At 68.6% G+C, this 20,575-nt stretch carries 9 protein-coding genes and 1 tRNA gene; 7 read left to right on the forward strand and 3 right to left on the reverse strand.

The window, feature by feature from the left end; translation table 11 throughout:
* Positions 1–72: 72 nt before the first annotated feature.
* The gene (locus tag KF887_07330; protein QYK42903.1) at positions 73–993 is read left to right on the forward strand and encodes a sulfite exporter TauE/SafE family protein; all 921 of its coding nucleotides are present in this window, start codon (positions 73–75) and stop codon (positions 991–993) included.
* A complete protein-coding gene (locus tag KF887_07335) occupies positions 990–1,742 on the forward strand; it encodes a TIGR02186 family protein (protein ID QYK42904.1) in 753 nt (250 codons plus the stop codon). Before KF887_07330 ends, KF887_07335 begins: the two co-directional genes overlap by 4 nt.
* A gap of 11 nt (positions 1,743–1,753) precedes the next feature.
* Here the strand turns inward: KF887_07335 and KF887_07340 are convergent, their stop codons facing one another.
* Positions 1,754–2,236, reverse strand: a complete 483-nt coding sequence (locus tag KF887_07340; protein QYK42905.1) for a VOC family protein — start codon at positions 2,234–2,236, stop codon at positions 1,754–1,756.
* Positions 2,237–2,511: 275 nt separating this feature from the next.
* A complete protein-coding gene (locus KF887_07345) occupies positions 2,512–3,123 on the reverse strand; it encodes a DUF1287 domain-containing protein (protein QYK42906.1) in 612 nt (203 codons plus the stop codon).
* Between the two features lie 96 nt (positions 3,124–3,219).
* On the opposite strand from KF887_07345, the gene mnmH reads away from it, so the two are divergent.
* A complete protein-coding gene (mnmH, locus tag KF887_07350) occupies positions 3,220–4,302 on the forward strand; it encodes a tRNA 2-selenouridine(34) synthase MnmH (protein QYK42907.1) in 1,083 nt (360 codons plus the stop codon).
* Here mnmH and selD read toward each other — a convergent pair.
* Complete coding sequence (gene selD, locus KF887_07355) at positions 4,286–6,499, reverse strand: selenide, water dikinase SelD (GenBank protein ID QYK42908.1); 2,214 nt, start codon at positions 6,497–6,499, stop codon at positions 4,286–4,288. The two genes, mnmH and selD, sit on opposite strands and share 17 nt — an antisense overlap.
* Before the next feature lie 123 nt (positions 6,500–6,622).
* Here selD and KF887_07360 point away from each other — a divergent pair, with 123 nt between their 5' ends.
* The 4 genes from KF887_07360 to KF887_07375 all read left to right on the forward strand — a co-directional run bounded on the left by KF887_07360 (position 6,623) and on the right by KF887_07375 (position 20,545).
* Positions 6,623–7,888 (forward strand): RNA polymerase sigma-54 factor, encoded by a 1,266-nt coding sequence (locus tag KF887_07360; protein QYK43478.1) that lies wholly within the window; start codon positions 6,623–6,625, stop codon positions 7,886–7,888.
* A gap of 90 nt (positions 7,889–7,978) precedes the next feature.
* Positions 7,979–9,991, forward strand: a complete 2,013-nt coding sequence (locus KF887_07365; protein ID QYK43479.1) for a hydantoinase/oxoprolinase family protein — start codon at positions 7,979–7,981, stop codon at positions 9,989–9,991.
* Positions 9,992–10,026: 35 nt separating this feature from the next.
* Positions 10,027–10,103 (forward strand) — tRNA-Met (locus KF887_07370).
* 617 nt (positions 10,104–10,720) lie between these two features.
* Positions 10,721–20,545 carry a hypothetical protein gene (locus KF887_07375; GenBank protein QYK42909.1) on the forward strand — a complete coding sequence of 3,275 codons (9,825 nt, stop codon included), beginning with the start codon at positions 10,721–10,723 and terminating at the stop codon, positions 20,543–20,545.
* The last annotated feature ends 30 nt before the right edge of the window (positions 20,546–20,575 follow it).

Consider the following 20,575-nt stretch of genomic DNA (forward strand, 5'->3'; position numbering starts at 1 on the left):
GGTCATCGCGCTTTGACACCGGGCGGGGGCTGGGCGACGGTGGGGTTCCACCCGCCGGGACACGCCCGCCCGATGCAGATCTATCTTCCCATTGCCGAACTGTCGGTCAACGCGCTGGTCCTTCTGGGCCTGGGCGGGCTGGTGGGCCTGCTGTCGGGGATGTTCGGGGTGGGCGGCGGGTTCCTGATCACGCCGCTCCTGTTCTTTCTGGGCATCCCGCCCGCGGTCGCGGTGGCGACCGGGGCGAACCAGGTGGTCGCCTCGTCGGTGTCCGGCGTGCTGGCGCAACTGCGGCGCAAGGCCGTCGATTTCCGGATGGGGCTGGTCCTGCTGGGCGGGGGGGTGATCGGATCGGCGGGGGGCATCTGGGTGTTCGCGGCGCTGGCGCGGGCCGGGCAGGTCGATGTCTTCGTGCAGCTTTGCTATGTGATCTTCCTCGGCGGCATGGGCGCGATGATGCTGCAGGAGAGCCTGGCCACGCTGCGCCGGTCGCGCCGGCCCGGCGCGCCGGTGCGCCGGGCGCATGTGCATACCTGGGTGCATGGCCTGCCGTTCAAGATGCGGTTCCGCGCGTCGGGCCTCTATATCTCGGTGCTGCCACCCCTGGCGGTGGGGGCGATGGTCGGGTTCCTGGCGGCGATCATGGGGGTGGGTGGCGGGTTCATCATGGTGCCCGCGATGATCTACCTGCTGGGAATGCCGACCAAGGTGGTGGTGGGCACCTCGCTGTTCCAGATCATCTTTGTCACCGCCTTCACCACGGTGATGCATGCGGTGACCAGCCAGACGGTCGACATGGTGCTGGCGCTGCTGCTGATCCTGGGCGGGGTCGTCGGCGCGCAGGTGGGCGCGCGCATCGGCCTGATGCTGCGGGCCGAGCAGTTGCGCATCCTGCTGGCGCTCCTGGTGCTCGGGGTCTGTCTGCGGGTTGCGCTGGATCTGCTGCTGACACCGGACGAGCTGTATTCGCTGGCGCCGGGGGTGATGCCATGAGGTGGCTGGCACTGCTGCTGCTGCTTGCCTGCCCGGCGCGGGCCGAGACCATCGTTGCGGGGCTGAGCCAGACCAGCGTGGCGATCACCGCCGATTTCACCGGCGAGGAGATCCTCGTCTACGGTGCGGTCAAGCGCGAGGCCCCGGCGCCCGACGGTCCGCCGCTGCATGTCATCGTGACGGCCGAGGGTCCGCAGGGGCAGGTCGTGGTGCGCAAGAAGGAACGCCGCTTCGGGATCTGGATGAACGGCGATGCGGTGCGGGTGGACCGCGCCCCCGCCTTCTACGCGGTGGCGGCGACCGGGCCCCTGGGCGCGATCCTGAGCGAGACCGAGAACCTGCGCCACCGCATCACCATTCCCCGCGCGATCCGGGCGGTGGGGATATCGTCGGAGGCGCGGGATGCCCCGGCCTTTGTCGATGCGCTGATCCGCATCCGCGAGGTGGAGGGGCGCTATGCGCTGGACGAGGCGGGGGTGAGCCTGGCGGAGGAAACGCTGTTCCGGGCGGATGTCATGCTGCCGTCGAACCTGACCGAGGGGGATTACCGGGTCCGCCTGTTCCTGCTGCGGGGCGGCCGGGTGGTCGACTGGCAGGAACAGGTGATCCCGGTGGCCAAGGCCGGGCTGGAGCGCTGGATCTTCAACCTGTCGCGCGAGCAGCCGCTGCTTTACGGCCTGCTGTCCCTGTTGCTTGCGGCGGGTGCCGGCTGGGGGGCGAGCGCGGCGTTCCGTCTGGTCCGGTCCTAGTGCGGGCGGGTTCACCCGGCCTCGGCCAGAAGGGCGCGCAGGTCGAGCGGGGCATTCACCATGGCAAGGCGACCGGAGGGATCACGCGGCCATTCGGCCTCGGGGCGGTCGCGGTAGAGTTCGACGCCGTTGTCGTCGGGGTCTCGCAGGTAGATCGCCTCGCTGACGCCATGGTCCGCCGCGCCGTCGATGGGGATGCGGGCCTCGACCACCCGCTTCAGCGCGGCGCCGAGGCTGGCGCGGTCCGGGAACAGGAAGGCGGTGTGGTAGAGTCCGGTGTGGCCGGGCGGCGGCGGTGTGGCGCCTGCCGACTCCCAGGTGTTCAGGCCGATGTGGTGATGATAGCCGCCCGCCGACAGGAAGGCGGCCTGGCGGCCGTAATGCTGCTGCACCTCGAACCCCAGGACGCCGGAGTAGAAGGCGATGGCGCGGTCGAGATCGGACACCTTCAGGTGGACATGGCCGACGCGGGTGGCGGGGGGCAGGATGGGCATGACAAGCTCCGGCTACGGGGATTGCACCAATCTAGCGGCTGTGGAGGCGCTGACATAGGGCGCCGGCTGCACAGCGATGGTGCGCGGGCGACCGGAAAAGGCGCCCCCGGACGAACCGGGGGCGCGAGGTTTCGGGCCAGAGCGGCGGTGCCGGGGAAGGCGGCGCCGCAAGGGGATGGGACAGGGCTGACCCGAGTCGGGCGGTGGGGACCGCCATCGCCACCCTAGCGGCGGTGTTGAATCGATCACGTGACAATGGCTGTCATGCAGCCGGTTCAGGGGCGGCCCAGCCGGGCCAGCCGTTCGGTCGCGGCGCCATCGAGGCGGAAGCGCCCGGTATGCGGCCAGGCGAAGAGCAGGTCTTCCTCGGCCGCGCCCCGCCCGACGTTGTGCAGGATCATCGGCGCGCCCGAGGGCCCGGTCCGGTCGGACACGATGGCGACATGCGGCAGGTTGCCCGGCAGCATCACCGCGACGATGTCGCCGGGCAGGAAATCGGCGGGCCGCGACGAAGGCGGCAGGCCGGCGCCGACACGATCGAACAGCGTGGCAAGGTTGCCGACGCGGCGGTGGTCGATGTTGCGGTCGGGGCGTGCCAGGCCCCAGGTGCGGGGATAGGCAGCGAAAGCGGCCTTCATGTCGCGGTTCACGGCCAGTTGAAGGTCGATCCCCGCCGCGTCGCGGAAGGCGCGGATCAGAACGTCGGTGCAGACCCCGCGCGACCGGTCGATGTCGCCACCCGGAAAATCGAGCCGGACATAGGCAGGGTCATAGGTGACGGTCACGCCGACCTGCGACCGCGCCGCGTCGACCAGTGCGGCCGGTGGGTCGGCCCGGGCAGGAAGCGCGGATGCCAGGACAATGCCAAGGAAGGTGCGGCGGAGCATGGCGGAAGAGTGCCCGTTCGGGCGCTGTCCGTCCAGACGGGCGGCAGCGCGTCGGCGGCCTCTGGCCTGTCGCGGGGCGGCGCGATACTGAGGCACATGGCCCTGACGATCACCCATCTGCTGCAGCCGCTGGATGCGGGGTTCGACGACATCATCGATGTGCGCGCGCCCGCCGAATTCGCCGATGACCATCTGCCGGGGGCGATCAGCCTGCCGGTGCTGGACGACGCGGAGCGCGCGCGTGTCGGCACCATCTACAAGCAGGTGAGCCCCTTCACCGCGCGCAAGCTGGGTGCCGCCCTGGTGGCGCGGAACGCGGCGGCGCATCTGGAGGGTGTTCTGGCGGACCGGCCGGGGGGCTGGCGCCCGCTGGTCTACTGCTGGCGCGGCGGGCAGCGGTCGGGGTCGTTTGCCAGCATCCTGTCGGCGATCGGCTGGCGGGTCGAGACGGTGGCGGGCGGCTACAAGGCCTGGCGGCGGCTTGTGGTCGAGGCGCTGCACGGCGCGGCGGATCTGTCCCGGGTGGTCGTGGTCGACGGCGACACCGGCACCGGCAAGACGGCGCTGCTGGCGCGGCTGGCGGCACGGGGCGTGCAGGTGGTGGATCTGGAGGGCCTGGCGCGGCACCGCGGATCGGTTTTCGGCGGGCTGGAGGGGCCGCAGCCCACGCAGAAGCGGTTCGAGGGCGCGCTTGCCGTGGCGCTGGCCCGGCTTGATCCCGCGCGCCCGGTGGTGATTGAGGCGGAAAGCGCGATCCTGGGCGGGCTGCGTCTGCCGCCGATCGTGCTGCGGGCGCTGGCGCGGGCGCCCCGCATCGAACTGGCGGCACCGCGAGGGGCCCGCGCGGCCTGGCTGCTGACCGCCTATCCCGATCTGCTGGAGGATCGCGCGCGGCTTGTCGCGCTGATCGAGCGGCTGCGGCCGTGGCAGCCGCGCGAGGTGATCGCCGACTGGGCGGCGGCGGTGTCCGCAGGCGACTTGCCGCGGCTGGCAGAGGGGTTGATGGAACGGCACTACGACCCGCTTTATGCCCGGGCCCGGGCGCGCTTTGGCCCGCCCGTGGCGCGGGTGGAGATGCCCGCGATGGACGAGGGCGCGCTGGCGGCGGCGGCGGATCGGGTGGCGGCGCTGGTGGCGCAGGTCGGTGGCGGTGGAGCCGCTGTCACGGGCGCAGGGTGATCCGGGGCGGACCCGCGCTGACCGTGCCGATCCGTGCGGCGGGAATCGCCGCGGCCCGCAGTGCGGCCAGCACGGCATCGGCGCGCTCTGGCGGCACGGCCGCCAGCAGGCCGCCGCAGGTCTGAGGATCGAACAGCAGCGCGGCGCGGGGATCATCGGCCGGGTCGATCCGCCCGGCCAGTGCCGCCCGGTTTTCGGGTGCGAGGCTGGATGACTGGCCGGCGCCCGCCAGCACCGCCGCGCCCGGCAGGAGCGGAAGGGCGGACAGCGACAGTTCCGCCCCGGCTTCGGCGCCTGTCATCGCGGCCAGGTGGCCCGCCAGGCCGAAGCCGGTGACGTCGGTCATCGCGCGGGCCTGCGGCGCCAGGATCGCGGCGTCGCGATCCATCGGGCGGACCATGGCGGCAAAGGCGGCCGCCGCCGACTCGCCCAGGATCAGGCCCGGCGGTGCGGGCGCATCCGCCATCAGCGCCGCAAGGATCGTGCCGCTGCCCAGCGGCTTGGTCAGGATCAGCACGTCGCCGGGCTGCGCGCCGCTGCCCGGGACCAGCCGCCCGCCTTCCGGGGCAAGGCCGGTCACGGCGAAGCCGATGGTCAGCTCTGCCCCGGCGGTCGAATGCCCGCCCACGATCTCGGCCCCCGCGGCGCGGAACACCGCACCCGCCGCGGACATGATCATGGCCAGACTGCGGGCCGACAGGGCGGGCGCCATCCGGGGCAGGATGATCTGGGCCAGCGCGGCCTGGGGCAGGGCACCCGTGGCCCAGATGTCGCCGAGCGCATGGGTGGCGGCGATGCGGGCCATCAGGCCCTCGTCGAGGGTCAGGGCGCGCAGATGGTCGGTGGTCAGCGCCTGTTCCTGTGTTCCCAGGCGCAGGATCGCGGCATCGTCGCCGGGACCGGACAGGACATCGGGGCGGGCGGGTGCGGGCAGGGCGCAGACGCCTGCCTGAAGCACCTGCGCGCCCAGTTTCGCACCGCAGCCGCCGCAGGGCGGGCGGCCCGACAGCATGTCGGTCAGGCCATCGGCCATGTCGCGGGGTGTGGCTGCGGGCGGCTGCGGGCGCGGGGCGAACCTTGCCATGAAGGCGCGGTCTATCCTGTCCTTGAGACGCCAGAGCCAGCGACCGGAGGGCGCCATCGCCAGCCCGAGGATGCGGCGGTCGGCCAGCGCAGCCCGGTCGCCCAGCGAGATGAGCTTCAGATAGTCGCGCTGCGGGTGGAAGGGACGCAAGGGGCGGCCCGACAGGGCGGCACGCAGGTTGTGTGCCAGCACCGGGGCGGCACGCACCGCATAGACACCGGCCTTGGGGCGTGGGGCATGGGCAAGATAGGCGCAGTCACCGGCGGCAAAGATGCGGGCGTCCGAGGTCTGCAGGGTCGGGCCGACGTTCAGGAAGCCATCGGTCAGGTCCAGCCCGCTGTCGCGCAGCCAGTCCTGGGGACGGGCCCCCGCGACTGACAGGGTAAAGTCCGACGGCAGGCGGCGGCCGTCGGCCAGCGTCACCGCGTCGGCGTGGATCGCCGCCGGGTCGGACCCGGTCAGGATGGTGACGCCGGCTGTTGCGAGCGCGGCCAGCAGGCGGGCCCGGGCGGGCGCACCCATCAGCGGCAGTGCCGTCGTCCCCCGGTCGACCAGCGTGACGGACGGCTGCCGGCCTGCCGCGCGCAGACGGTGCGCCGAGGCCAGCGCCAGTTCCGCCCCGCCCACGCCCGCGCCGATGATGACGATGCGCGGGGCAGGCGGCGCCGCCGCGACGAAGGCATCCCAGCGGTCGGCATAGGGGCCCAGCGGCTTGGCGGCGACGGCATGATCGGCAAAGCCCGGCAGGTCGGGCAGGTCCGATCCGATGCCGATGTCGACCGACAGCAGATCATAGGGAAGGTCGCCGCGCCCGCCCAGGCGGAGCAGGCGCGCCGCGGGATCGAGGCCCGTGGCCCGGTCGAGGATCAGCCGCACCCCGGTCTGAGCGGCGAGGCGCAGGAGGTCGATCATGATCTCGTCGCGGCGGTAGTGTCCGGCAATCAGCCCGGGGAGCATGCCGGTATAGGGCGCGACAGGGCCCGGGTTCACCAGGGTCAGGCGTGCGCCTGGCAGGGGGTTCATGGCCCAGCGGCGCAGCACGAGCGCATGGGCATGCCCGCCGCCCACCAGCACCAGATCGCGCGTCGCGGGAAAGGCCGCTGTCTGCTGCATGTCGTCCCGGGCCCCCTGCCGCCGCTTGCGGCCCTGCCTAGCCCGGCGGGATGGACGAGGCCATACACAAGATTGCGCCGGGCCCGGGCACGGGCCTAGGGTGGACGGACAAGGGAGATGGCCATGTCGCAGCGCGGCGGCACGAAGCTGGTGCAGACGCAGAAGCTGCGCCTGACGCAGAGCCTGACGGCGGCGATGCGGCTGCTGCGGTTCGATGCCTCGGGCCTGTCGCGCTATCTGGAGGAGCAGGCGGCCGAGAACCCGGCGGTGCGGTTGGTGCCCGCCGACCTGCCGCCGGACGACTGGCTGCCGCGCTGGACCGGCGTGTTCCGGACGCAGGGTGCATACCCGGCCGACAGCGGCGCCGAGGAGCGTGTCGCAGGCCCGGCCCCGAGCCTGACCGCCCATGTCATGCAGGCCATCGCCGCGATGTTTCCGGACCCGCGCGCCCGGGACCGGGCGACGGTCTTTGCCATGGCGCTGGAACCTTCGGGCTGGCTGGGTCAACCGCTGGCCAGCCTCGCGGTCGAGGCGCGCATGACGATGCCCGAGGCGGAAGCCCTGCTGCGCCGCCTGCAGGGGATCGAGCCGACCGGCCTGTTCGCGCGATCGCTGCGCGAATGCCTTGCGTTGCAGGTCGAGGATGCGGGATGGCTCGACCCGCCTATGGCGGTGGTCCTGGGCAACCTGGACCGGGTCGCGGCGGGGGATCTTGCGGGGCTGGCGCGGCGTGCGGGCGTGCCGGAGGCCGAGATCGCGCTGCGCCTGCGACGGCTGCGCGGGCTGAACCCCAAGCCCGGCGCCCAGTTCGACCCTGGCGCGGCGGCGGTGCACGAGCCTGACCTGACGGTGGCGCGGGCCGATGGCGGATGGTCGGTCGCGCTGAACCGGGCGGCGCTGCCGACGGTGCTGGTGCGCGACGGGGCGGGCGATGCGGCGGCGGCCCGCGGCTTGCAGCGGATGCTCCGGGCCCGGGGCGAGATGCTGCTGCGCATCGCGGTCGAGGTGGTCCGGCGGCAGGCCGCATCGCTGGACCGTGGCCCGGCCGCCCTCGTGCCGATGGGAATGGCCGAGGTGGCCGAGACGCTCGGGGTGCATGAAAGCACTGTCAGCCGGGCCGTTTCGGGCGTCAGCATGGATACGCCGCGCGGCACGGTGTGGTTGCGCGCGATGTTCTCGGGCGCTGTCGGCGAAGGCGTCGCCGCGGCGGCGCTGCGGGCCAGGCTGGCCGATCTCGTGGCTGCCGAGGACGCCGCGGCACCCATGTCCGACGCAGCCCTGGCCGCGCGGCTGACCGTGGCGGGCGGGGAGCCCGTGGCGCGGCGCACGGTCGCGAAGTACCGCGCGATGCTGGCCATTCCGGCCGCGCACCGCAGGCGGCGGCGATAGCCGCGCGCCAGGGCCGCCCGCCGTTCGCCCCCCATGGACAAGCTCCGCGATTTCGGGCCTCTGGCAGAGGCGGACATCGGGAGGTCGGGCGTGGCGGTTCTTCTGGGGGTGGACACGGGCGGCACGTTTACCGATGCCGCCGTGCTGGACGAGGGTGCGACCACCGTGCGCGGCCGCGCCAAGGCACTGACCACGCGGGGCGATCTGTCGCTGGGTGTGGGCCGGGCGGTCGAGGCGGCGCTTGCGGCGGCAGGTGTGGCCCCGGGCGAGGTGGGGCTGGTGTCGCTGTCCACGACACTGGCGACCAATGCGCTGGTCGAGGGGCAGGGCGCCCGCGTCGCGCTGGTGGCCATCGGCTTTGACGCGGGCGATCTGGAGCGCGGCGGGCTGGCCGAGGCGATGCGGGGCGATCCGGTGATCACCGTGGCGGGCGGCCATGGCCATGCCGGCGCGCAGGCCGCCCCGCTGGACCTGCCCGCCTTGCTTGCCCGCGTGGCCGAGGTGGCGCCGGGGGTGGCAGGATTCGCCGTGGCCGCGCGATTTGCCACCCGCAACCCCGCGCATGAGATTGCCGCCCGCGCCGCGATCAGGACCGCGACGGGGCGCCCCGTGACCTGTTCCCACGAGCTTTCGGCGCAACTCAACGGCCCCCGCCGTGCGCTGACGGCGGTGCTGAACGCGCGGCTGATCGGGCTGATCGACGGGTTGATCGGGGCGACGCAGGGCTGGCTGGCGGCGCGCGGCATCACCGCGCCGCTGATGGTGGTGCGGGGTGACGGGGCGCTGATCTCGGCCGATGTGGCGCGCGAGCGTCCGATCGAGACGATCCTGTCCGGGCCGGCCGCCTCGATCGTCGGCGCGCGATGGCTGACGGGCGCAACCGAGGCGCTGGTGTCCGACATCGGGGGCACGACAACGGATGTTGCCGTGCTGACCGGCGGCCTGCCACGGATCGACCCCGAGGGCGCGCGCGTCGGCCCGTTCCGCACCATGGTCGAGGCGGTGGCGATGCGCACCACCGGGCTTGGCGGCGACAGCGAGGTTCATGCCGTGACCGGGGGGCTGGAGGGTGGCGTGCGGCTGGGACCGCGCCGCCTGATCCCGGTGTCGCTGCTGGCAGTGGACCATGGCGCGATGGTCCATGCCGCGCTGGACCGGGCGTTGTCGTCCGAGGCGGCGGGCGATCATGACGGGCGTTTCGTCGTGCCGATGGCGGGCGATCCGGCGGGACTGACGCCACGCGAGGCGGCGCTCTGGGCGCGCATCGCGGCCCCGATGCCCTTGGCCGACGCGCTGCGGTCACGGCTGGAGGGGGCGGCGCTGGATCGGCTGGTGGCGCGGGGCCTGGTGATGGTGGCCGGCGCGACGCCGTCGGATGCCGCGCATGTCGATGGCCGACTGGCGGCCTGGGATGCGACGGCGGCGGACAAGGCGCTGCAGCTTCTGGCGCGCCGGCGCAGCGGGTCGGGCGAGCGGCTGGCGGCTGATGCCCGGGCGATGGCCGCGATGATCGTGGACCGGCTGACCGAGCAGACCGCAACCTGCCTGCTGGAGGCGGCCTTTGCCCATGACCCGGCCTTCGCCGCGCTGCCGCCCGAGACGCTGGCCGCGCATCCCCTGCTGCGCGCCGGACTTGCCGCGCATGCGGGGGCCGTGGCGTTGACCGCGCGGCTGGGCATGCCGGTGATCGGTCTGGGCGCGTCGGCGCCCAGCTATTACGGCGCCGTGGGGCGGGTTCTGGGGTGCCCGATGATCCTGCCCGACGATGCCGGGGTCGCCAATGCCATCGGCGCCGTGGCCGGGCAGGTGGTGCAGCGCGTGACGGGCCTGATCACCTGTCCGGCCGAGGGCCGGTTCGTGCTGCACCTGCCCGAAGGGGTGCGGGTGCTGGCCAACCGCGAACTGGCGCTGGCGACGCTGGAGGACGAGCTTTCCACCGTCGCGCGGGCGCGTGCCCTGCGCGCCGGTGCGGCCGACGTGGCGCTGCGGGTCGAGCGAGACCTGCGCGAGGCCGAGATCGAGGGGCGACGCGTCTTTGTCGAGGCGCGGCTGACGGTGGTTGCGTCGGGCCGGCCGCGCGTGGCGCATGGCGATTCCGCTTGACGCCCGCCCCGCCCGCGCCTATTGCCCGGCGCCGTGGCTAGGTAGCTCAGCTGGTTAGAGCACGTGACTCATAATCACGGGGTCGGGGGTTCGAGTCCCCCCCTCGCCACCACTTCCCAATCCGAAGAAGTCCTGTGACGACCTGAATCCCCCGTGTTGCGAGGGGTTTGCTGAGGACGTCTGTCCAGCACTGTCTGGCCGGAACCACTGAAGTCCACCATCGCTCCGAGATGTCGCCGGGGGGCGTCTACAGCATCAGAGCCCCTCGGCACTGCCGAGATCGTCCGCGCGGCATGACGCCGACAGGGAAAGGGACCGTCGCGCCTCAGGCCGCTTTTCTGCGGCAATGTTCATCGCCATCCCATTGCGGGCGCTTTCCACAGCTCCCATTGCGGCCCACCTGCGGAAACGGCGTTGCCATCACCTGCCTCTCGGCAGACTTTCAGAACCACGCCGGAGGTGGGCGGCGCCGGAGCCGGCATCGGGCATGACGGGCCGACCGCAGCGCAGCGGTTCCGATCGGCCCCACGCTGCGGTTGGCGGCATCGACTTGGGAACCAGGCAGATCAGCTGCGGCCACGGCAGATTGATCGAATCGTTGCCTCGAATCTGGCAGCATGCTTCTTCTTCTTCGCGAGAGGCCTTCGAGGCTGGCGAAACTCGGATCTCGCTGCAGTTTTTTGATGGATGTGCGCGGCCAGTCGCACATTTTTCTTCAAGGAACGCAGCATGGCAATTGTCAATACCAACCTCACGTTCTTCACCCAGACGCAATCCTTGTGGCGGCCCGGTCCGGCCACAGACCTGACCATCGATTCGGGCAACATTCTGATCTGGGACCCCGATCCCATCGTCGAGCAATTCGGCTTCAGTGCGTTGGGTTTTTCCCTGGATGCGGAATTCTACCTGGACGTGAAATTCGGCCTTCTTGCCTATGCCAGCCTTGGCACGGGCGGGCATTTCGACGCGGAGTACAACATCTCGGTTGCGGTCGAACTGCCGACGGCGGTGATCGCCGGCAACACCATGGCCTTCGATTTTCGCAACTTTTCTGTCACCTCGTCCAGCATCACCACGGCGGGCTTCGGGACGCCCGAGTCCTCGGGCGCGGGCAAGATCGGTGCGGGGTTGGACCTGATCATCAAGCTTGAAACCGGGTTCCGGGACGTCGTGTTCGGACATTGGTTCGGCGAGGAAGGCCCCCACGACTTCACCATCTTCGACGTGGACGAGCGGATCGAACTGATCGCGGTCAGCCCGCTGAACCCGGAGTTCTCGCTGGACCTGACCGAGGGCGTGACCCTGACCGCCCGGCTGCCGACCGGGGCCAGCATCAGGGAAAGCACGGCCTCGAACGGCGGCGGCAGGGTCTCTGGCGAAGGCGTGTCCGACCGGCAATTCCTGTCGCTCGACGCCGATCTGGACGCGCTTCTGGTCAGGCTGCTGAACAAGATCCCCGCGCCGCCGGTGCAGGTGGTGGCGAAGTTCCTGGGCGAAGTGGTCTTTGCCGAACATACCTACGACCTCAACAGCTTCCTGCCCTTCATCGGCAAGGGCAAGGCAGCGTTCAACTTTACCCTCCTCGACATCACTGCCAATGCCGGGCTGAACGTGACCGAGGAGGTCAGCCTCGACATCAACAGACCCGGCACCAACACGCCCGACATCATCGTCACGCTGGTGTCGGACAATGGCACGCCGGGCAACGCTGCCGACGACATCCGCGTGCGCGGCGCCCTGGGGCAGGTGTTGACCCTGATGTCGCCCAACACGACAGGCGTTGGCGACGCTATCATCACCGCGACCTACGAGGTCAACCGCGCGAGTTTCTTTCACGGCGTGGGCGTGGGCATCAATGCCTCGATCACCATCGACGCGCTGTCGGGCTATCTGACCGGGTCCTGGGTGCCCGAGGCGCTGCGGTTCAGCTTTGGCCCGCTGTTTTCCACGCAGATCCCCGATGGCGGGTTCCAGATCAACCTGGGCAACCTGTATGAAGACACGTTCGAGGTGTCAGGATCGGCCTTCAACACGGAAGTCAGGACCTACGAGGTATTCTACGTCGAACAGGCGCTGGCCCCGACCGGGTACAATCCCGACCTGCCGAATGCCGAAGAGACGCTTTACGCCTATTTCCGGGCGTCGCATGAACAGCTGGCCGCGATTCAGGCGACCTACAGCGACAACGGCTTTCTGCTGCGCCCACCGCTGAACGATCCTCCGGCGTCGTCCTACGATTTCAGCGGCGAAGCTCAGAAGGTGATGTTCATCTGGACCGGCCTTTTTGACCAGACCGTAACGCTCAACAGCACGAACGGCAGCGTGGCAACGGTCGATCTGGCCACCACCCTGCCGTCCAACGCAGCGCTGCTGTCTGGACAAAGCGGCGGTTTCCTCATGAACAGTGTCGTCAATCCGACGACGGCCTATGCGGCGCTTGAACATTCCTCGGCCAATCCGAACGATTCCGCTCTGGTCCGCATCAACGGCAAGACGCTGACCACCAATGCCTCGATCAACTATGAAGGCACCGCCAACAACGATTTCATTTTCCTTTACCGGAACGACACGAGTTTCATCAACGGCGGCGGGCAACTGTCGGGCGGGTTCGACACGTTCATGGCGAATTTCGCCGCCCATTACGGCGATGTGGCGATCCGCTGGGATCTGAACGCATCGGTGACCGCAGAGAACGATTCTGACCCGAATACTGCGGGCGGCATCACGCTGTTCGACAACGACCCGTCGATCACCACGCTGACCGTGCGCAACATCGAACGCGCGATCCTGCGGACCGGCGCGGCGGATGACTATCTGGTGGGCTGGCAGCGGGGCGACATATTCATCACCGGCGACGGCGATGACATTGTCATCATGCCGGTCGACAGCGCCTCTGACGTCGCCATGCTGGAAGGTGGCGATGACGTATATATCGGCGGGTTGCGCGCCACGGCGGATACCGTGGTCGACGTGATCTATGGCGGCACCGGCATCGACAATGCCTTTGTCACCGCCGGCACGGCCGGATTGCGCTATGACATCACCGCGCAGGGCTTTGATTTCGGCCCCTCCGGCATCGGCCTGCGGTTTGGCGACACGTTCGGGATCGGGGCCGACGCAAGCTTTGGCGATATCGCGCAGTTCTATTTTGATCTCGGGGCCTGGGGCTATGCGAGCCTCGCATCCGATCCGGGCAGCGTCGCCGCCGACCTGCCCGGTGGCGGCGCAAACCTGGAACCTGAATACGCGATCGTCCTGCGCAACGGCTTTACCTTCGGCCAGATGCAGTTCGACAGGTCTTTCGAATACATCAGCATCGTGGAAGGCGGCGCGGGCGACGATCTGGCGATCTTCCTCGGTGGAACACGCTATGAAGGCGGCGACGGCACCGACACATTCGGCGCCGATTTCCGCAGGTTCGAACCCGCTTTCGGCGCACGCGCCGGTGTGAACATCGTTGCCGGACGCACGGGCATCGACGGGTTTTTCGGAGAAACCATCATCGACGGGTTCGAACGTCTGCTGGTCGCAGGCACATCGGCCAATGACGTGCTGGTAGGCGGCATGCTGTCGGATTTCCTGTTCGGCGATGAGGGCAACGACGTGTTGTCGGGCGGCGCCGACAAGGCGGCAGACGCGCTATTCGGCGGCGACGGCAATGACTTTATCGTCTGGACCAATGCCGGGGCCGACGACATCCGGGGTGGGGCGGGCATCGACCGGCTGGACATTGCGGCCGACGGGCTGGAAGCGCACGGGCTGCGCTATCGGTTCGTCAGCTTTACCGACGGCCTGATCCTGCCGGGCAGCGAGGTGTTCTACTGGGCCTATGACAGCGCCGCCCTGCTGCTGGACGCGCTCGACTACACCCGGACACTGGACACCTTCTATTCGATGGACCTCAGCTTCGAGAACGGGGTCTTCGCCAGAACCTACCAGATGGAGGTCGCCAACATCCGCGGATCGGTGCCGGGTGACGACGTCCTGATCTATCAGGGCGGTGTCAGCTACATCGGCGGCGAGACGGCCGGCGATCAGGATACCTTCGTCGCCGACCTTTCGGCCTTCAACGTCGGGATCACCTTTGTCATCAAGGATGACGAGGCACTGGACGGATCCGACGGCTATACCATCGCCAATACCATCTACGTCGAAGGCATCGATCGAGGCGTGCTGATCACCGGGGCGGGCAATGACCTGCTGGTCGGTGGGCGGCTGGACGATTATTTCCATGCCGGCGCGGGAGCCGACACGCTGATTGGCGGCGCAGGCAACAACGTGTTGATCGGGGGCGAAGGCAACGACCTGTTCATGTGGGACGGTGCCGGAAACGACACCATCGTCGGCGGCAGTTTCCGCGACCTGAACGGGCGCGACGTGCTGGTGATGGCGGCAAATGCCGATGCGCAGGCCACATTGCGTGTCTTTCTGCCGTCCGGCGTCGAACTGACCGCGTCGGGTGCGCTGCATGCGGGGTCCAGCCATGAAGCGATCCGCGCCGTGGTCGATCAGGCCCTGTTCGCGTCGCGGTTCATCTACGACACGGGCGCCCATGCCGTTGACTACAGCAACATCTCGCGCGTCGAGTTCGCCGGTGACGGGTTCCGCAACGACATAGCCCTTTTCCAGTATGGCGAGAACTACATCGGAGGCGACGATTTCGGCGACCTGTTCGCCGGCGATTTCCGGTTCAAGGTGAATCCCGGCATCAGCTTTGGCGACATGATCTTCGATGCCCGCACCAGCAAGGTCTACGAGGCCGCCGAGGGTCTGAAGCTGGGCGGGTTCGAACGTTTCCACCTGCTGCTGGGCGACGGCACGCATCTGGTGCGGGGCGGCGACCTGGGTGACCATGTCGAGGGTACGACGGGCTACATCACCTTCCTGGGCGGCACCGGCGACGACTATTTCGCCATGGGCACCGGAGGTGGCCTTTTCGAACATGTCGGCGGCAACGATACGGTGATCGGAAGCTTCGGCCGATCGACGCTGGTCTATCAGGCCGAGGGCCCGGCCCAGATTCAGCTGCTGAACGACACGACGCCGGTCGGGCCGCTGTTGTCCCGCCAGACCGGCCTGCAATCCATTACGGTGTTCGACGATGCGCTGAGCAGCGACGCCTTCACCTTTCTGCTGACGCACCAGGACAATTCCTTGCGCTACAGCGGTATCCGCGAAGTGTTCGCCACCGGAAGCGGGCAGAACGACGTGCTGCTGGGCGGGTTCGGCCAGACGCTGCTGGATGGCGGCGATGGCGACGACGTGCTGATCGTGCGCCAGGGCAACCATGTCATGACGGGCGGGGCCGGCCAGGACACCTATGTATTTGACGACCTGTTCGGCTCTGCCGTCATCCTGGATGAATTCGGCACCGATACAATCCTGATGTTCACGGGCGTCCTGCGGGACCAACTGTCGTTCAGCGCGGATGGGCTCGACCTTCTGGTCACCACGTCTCCCACCAACATCATTCCCAGCAACCTGCGGTTTCAGGACTACTTCGCGCCCGGTCCGAACGGGGTGAACGCAACCTTTGTGACGATGGACGACAGCTTCACCCTCGACCTGTCGGGGTTCGGGGCCTTCACAGGCCTTGCCGTCGCCACCCGCGCGGTGCTGCACGGGACCGCAGGGAACGATGATTTCAGCGTGGGCAACCATGTCGGACGCATCATCCACATGGGCGCAGGCGACGACTTTGCGGACGCAGGAAGCGGTGCCGACCTGTTCTTCGGCGGTTCCGGCCAGGACGGCGTGTCCTACCGGAATTCGGCCGGTGGCGTGTCCGTCGATCTGGGCTTTCAGAGCGGCACCGGCAACGATGCCGAAGGCGACATCTACAGTTCAATCGAACACGTGGCAGGATCGGTCTTCGACGACCTTCTGGTCGGGTCGGCGGCGAGCAATACCCTTGTCGCAGATGAAGGCGATGACACGCTGTTCGGGAGCGATGGCGACGACGCGCTGTTCGGCGGCACCGGTGAGGATAGCCTCGACGGTGGCAATGACAACGACCTCCTGGACGGCGGCGAGGGCGACGATACCCTGCTGGGTGGCACGGGCAATGACATCCTGCGCGGCGGTGACGGCAGGGACAGCCTGAATGGCGGCGAGGGCGATGACCTGATCGAGACCGGCAACGGGAATGACCGGGTCAATGGTGGCAACGGAAACGACGTCATAGTCTATGTCGGCGACGGGCGTGACACGATCAATGGCGGGGTCGGCATCGACTGGGTCGATTTCTCGCTCCACACGGCCGGGGTTTCGGTCGATCTGCTCGCGGGCACGCCGGTGCTGTCCAGCAATGGCGTGCGCGAGATCGCAATTGCCTCCCTGGCGAACATCGAGAACCTGCGCGGCACCGATTTCGACGACCAACTGATCGGCAACGCCCAGGACAACGTGATCGACGGCGGGCTCGGCTTCAACGTGATGGTGGGCCATGCTGGTGCCGATACTTTCATCAGCACCGGTCGCCTGGGTTTCGTCGATTACAGCCAGGAATCCGGCGGACAAGGCATCGACCTTGTCTTTCAGGCCTTTACTCCGGGTCTGAGCCCCCATGTCGCGGGGACCGACAGCCACGGGAACACCGACCGTCTGTTCAACATCACCATCGTCCAGGGCACCCGGTTCGCCGACAACATCCAGGGGAACGACGACGACAACGAACTGATTGGCGGGGACGGCGGCGATTTCCTGAACGGGCTGAACGGCAACGACATCCTGTTCGGCGAGTTCGGCAACGACACGCTGCTGGGCTTTTTCGGCAATGACACGCTGCTGGGCGGCGAGGGCAGCAACAGCCTGCGTGGCGAGGACGGCAACGATGTCCTGATTGCGGATTTCTTCACGACCTTCGACCACATGATCGGCGGCGCCGGGTTCGACACCGCCCTCTACGACCAGTTCGAGACCGGCCTCACGATCACCGGCAGCCAGGTCTTTGCCAATGGTGTGCAGATCGGCTTACTGGACGGGATCGAACACGTCGCGGGCGGCCTCGGCGACGACGTGATCACCCTGTCCGCACCCGACCAGTCAAACCCGTCCAACCGCGAGTTCCTGCAGGTCTATTCCTACACCGGCGGCCTTGACGAGGTGACGGGCACCAACGTGTTCCTCGGCGGGCGCAACACGCTGAGCTATGCGCTGTTCGACGCGGCCATGCATGTGCGGATGTCCTCGGGCATCGCGCGCACCGACGATGCGCCCACCATCACCGGTGACGGCACCCGCCGCGCCACGCTGTTCGACGACATCATGGTGGTTGTCGGGTCGCGGCATGGCGACTTCCTTGAAGGCAACGTGATGCGCCCGCTGGGCCAGAGCATCACCTTTTCGGAACTGCACGGCGGCGACGGCAACGACACGCTGGTGGGTCTGGGCGGCGACACGGTCCTGATCGGCGGCGCGGGCGATGACCTGATCCGCATCTTCGTGCCGCCGTTCGACCCGCAGGTCCAGCCGCCGATCTTCTTCTACACGGTCGATGGCGGCGAAGGGGTGGACAGCCTGCAGATCGACGGGCTGACCGGCTGGGACATCGACCTGACGGCCTCCTATGCGAACCTCTTCATCACCGGCATCGAGAACGTCATCGGCAGCACGGGCGACGACACGCTGACCGGCGATGCGGGCGCGAACACCTTCCGCGGCGGGCTTGGCGATGACGTGTTCTTCGGCGGCGACGGGGACGACACGCTGATCTACACATCGGGTGTCGATACCTTCACGGGCGGGGCCGGGATCGACACGCTCGACCTGTCCGCCTTCACCAGCGCGGCGAGGGTGGATCTCCGCAACCTCAGTGACACAGCGCGCACGAATGACCTGCCGAAGGCGACGGGCGGGGTGTTCCGGACAATCGTGACGGCGCCCGATGGCGACGTGGAAGGCGTGGTGGGCACCGCTTTCAACGATTCCATCGCGGGCGACGAGCTGAACAACTTCCTTTCGGGCGGCCTGGGCAACGACACCCTGCGCGGCCGGGCCGGCAATGACCTGTTGATCTATGACGCCGGGCTGGACCTGCTGGATGGCGGGGCCGACCGCGACACCGCCAGCTTTGCCGGGTTCCAGTTTGCCATCGACCTGGACCTGACGCACAGCGGGATCAGCGTGTTCCACCGCGGCGGAACGACGGTGAACACGGGCACCGCGGTCAATATCGCAACCCTCGTTTCCGTGGAGAACGTCATTGGCACCGCACAGTCCGATGTGCTGCGCGGCGACGACGAGGCCAACGCCATCCTGGGCAACGGCGGCGCGGATCTGATCATGGGCCGTGGCGGGGAGGATTCGCTGTTCGGCGGTGACCTTTCGGACACGCTGCTGGGCGATGACGGCAACGACAGCATCGTCGGCGGGATCACCGAAACCGATCTGGGCGACAGCATCGACGGCGGGGCGGGCAACGATACCGTGTTCGGCGGTGCGGGGAATGACACGATCCTGGGCGGGGACGGCGACGACCAACTGAGAGGGGACACCGGCAACGACAGCATCGACGGCGGCGTGGGCAGCGATTTCATCGCGGGCGGACGCGGCAGGGATACGCTGCACGGCGGCGATGGCGACGGGCTTGATACCCTGTCGGGTGGCGACGGCGACGATGTCCTGATCGGTGGGGCAGGTGCGTCGAGCGTGCAGGAGGGGGGCAGCGGCAACGACCTGCTGACTGGCGGCACGGGCGCAGACACCCTGCGCGGAGGCGACGGGAACGACACTCTGGTCGGTGGCAGCTTCGACAGCATCGACGGCGGAAACGGGTTCGACATCGTTTCCTATGCCACGGCGAATGTGGCCGTTTCGGTCGAGCTGTCCGATAGCGGCTTTGCCCTGACCGGCGGCGCGGCGCAGTTCGACCAAGTGACAAACGTCGAAGGTGTGTGGGGCGGGCTGAGAAACGACGTGCTGACCGGCAATGCCGCGCAGAACCTGCTGCGTGGCGGGGAAGGCAACGACACGCTGACGGGCAACGACGGCGACGACATGCTGGACGGCGACGGCGGTCGCGACATGCTTTACGGCGGTGCCGGCCGCGACAGACTGCGCGGCGGGGACGGCAACGACAGGCTCAGCGGCGGGGGCGGCGCCGACGAACTCTACGGCGACGCGGGCGACGACAGCCTGAAGGGTGAGGACGGCAGCGACCTGCTGGTCGGGGGGATCGGCCTTGACACGCTGGACGGCGGTGCGGGCGACGACACGCTGCAAGGCGGCGACGACGCGGATATCCTGCTCGGCGGCGACGGCAACGACCTGATTGAGGGTGGCGCCGGGAACGATACGCTGCGCGGAGGTCCGGGGGGCGACCTGCTGAACGGCGGCGATGGCACCGACTTTGCCGACTATGGCACGGCCAAGGGTGGCGTCACGGTCAACCTGGCTGCCCCCGAACGGAACCGGGGCGAGGCTGTAGGCGACCGCTACATCAGCATCGAAAACATCATCGGCAGCGCCAAGAACGACCGTCTGACCGGCGACGGGCTGGCGAACATGATTTCCGCGGGCAAGGGGCGCGACACGCTGGAAGGTGGCGGCGGCACCGATACGCTGTTTGGCGGCGAAGGCAACGACCTGTTCATCACGACCGGAGAATCCATTGATGCCGAAAGCTACGGTGGCGATGGCGACGACACCTTTGTTTTCAGCAACGCCTTCTATTCGGGCAATATCTTCGGCGGGGCGGGGACCGACCACGTCGATGTAAGCGCCTATGTCGGCTTCACCATCGCGGTCGATCTGGCTGCAGGCACCTATGACGACGGGTTCCTGCGCGCCATGGTGGACATCGAGAATGTCACCGGCGGCACCGGCAACGACACACTGGGCGGCAGCGCCGCGAACAACCGCCTGATCGGCGGCGCGGGCGACGACCTGCTGAGCGGCGAGGCCGGGAACGATACCCTCGATGGCGGGGCCGGATTCGATACGATGCTTGGCGGGGCGGGCAACGACCTTTACATCGTGAATTCCCTGTCGGACCGCGTGTTCGAAACGACCACGACGACCAGCACCGTCGATGCCGGCGGAATCGACACGATCCAGAGCAGCGTCAGCTTCAACCTGAATGCGACGGTTGGCACGCAGTATGTCGAACGCCTGACCCTGACCGGCACGCAGAACATCAATGCCACCGGCAATGACCTGGCGAATGTGCTGATCGGCAATGCACGCAGCAACACGATCAACGGCGGCCTCGGGTCCGACACGATGACAGGCGGCGCGGGCGCCGACACCTTCGTGTTCGACACGGCGCCATCGGCCACCAACCGCGACGTCATCACCGACTTTTCGGTGGTGGACGACACGATCCGTCTGGATGACGCCGTGTTCGTCGGGTTGGCGCAAGGCGTTCTGGCGGCATCTGCCTTTACCGCCAACCTGACCGGGCTGGCCACCGACCCGCTGCACCGGCTGATCTACGAGACCGATACCGGACGGGTCTTTTTCGACGCCAACGGCACCGGCGCCGGAGCGCGCAGCCTGATCGTGACGCTGGCCGCCGACCTTGCACTCACCCACGAGGACTTCTTCGTGTTCTGATCGCCCGGTGCCCCATGGGACCTGGCCGCG

This window comes from Paracoccaceae bacterium (genome assembly GCA_019454225.1).
GTDB lineage: Bacteria > Pseudomonadota > Alphaproteobacteria > Rhodobacterales > Rhodobacteraceae.

Excerpts from the sequence above, each read along its gene's own strand:
- selD (QYK42908.1), bottom strand. The coding sequence starts at position 6,499 with ATGCAGCAGACAGCGGCCTTTCCCGCGACGCGCGATCTGGTGCTGGTG.
- KF887_07330 (QYK42903.1), top strand. The coding sequence starts at position 73 with ATGCAGATCTATCTTCCCATTGCCGAACTGTCGGTCAACGCGCTGGTC.
- KF887_07340 (QYK42905.1), bottom strand. The coding sequence starts at position 2,236 with ATGCCCATCCTGCCCCCCGCCACCCGCGTCGGCCATGTCCACCTGAAG.
- mnmH (QYK42907.1), top strand. The coding sequence starts at position 3,220 with ATGGCCCTGACGATCACCCATCTGCTGCAGCCGCTGGATGCGGGGTTC.
- KF887_07345 (QYK42906.1), bottom strand. The coding sequence starts at position 3,123 with ATGCTCCGCCGCACCTTCCTTGGCATTGTCCTGGCATCCGCGCTTCCT.
- KF887_07360 (QYK43478.1), top strand. The coding sequence starts at position 6,623 with ATGTCGCAGCGCGGCGGCACGAAGCTGGTGCAGACGCAGAAGCTGCGC.
- KF887_07335 (QYK42904.1), top strand. The coding sequence starts at position 990 with ATGAGGTGGCTGGCACTGCTGCTGCTGCTTGCCTGCCCGGCGCGGGCC.
- KF887_07375 (QYK42909.1), top strand. The coding sequence starts at position 10,721 with ATGGCAATTGTCAATACCAACCTCACGTTCTTCACCCAGACGCAATCC.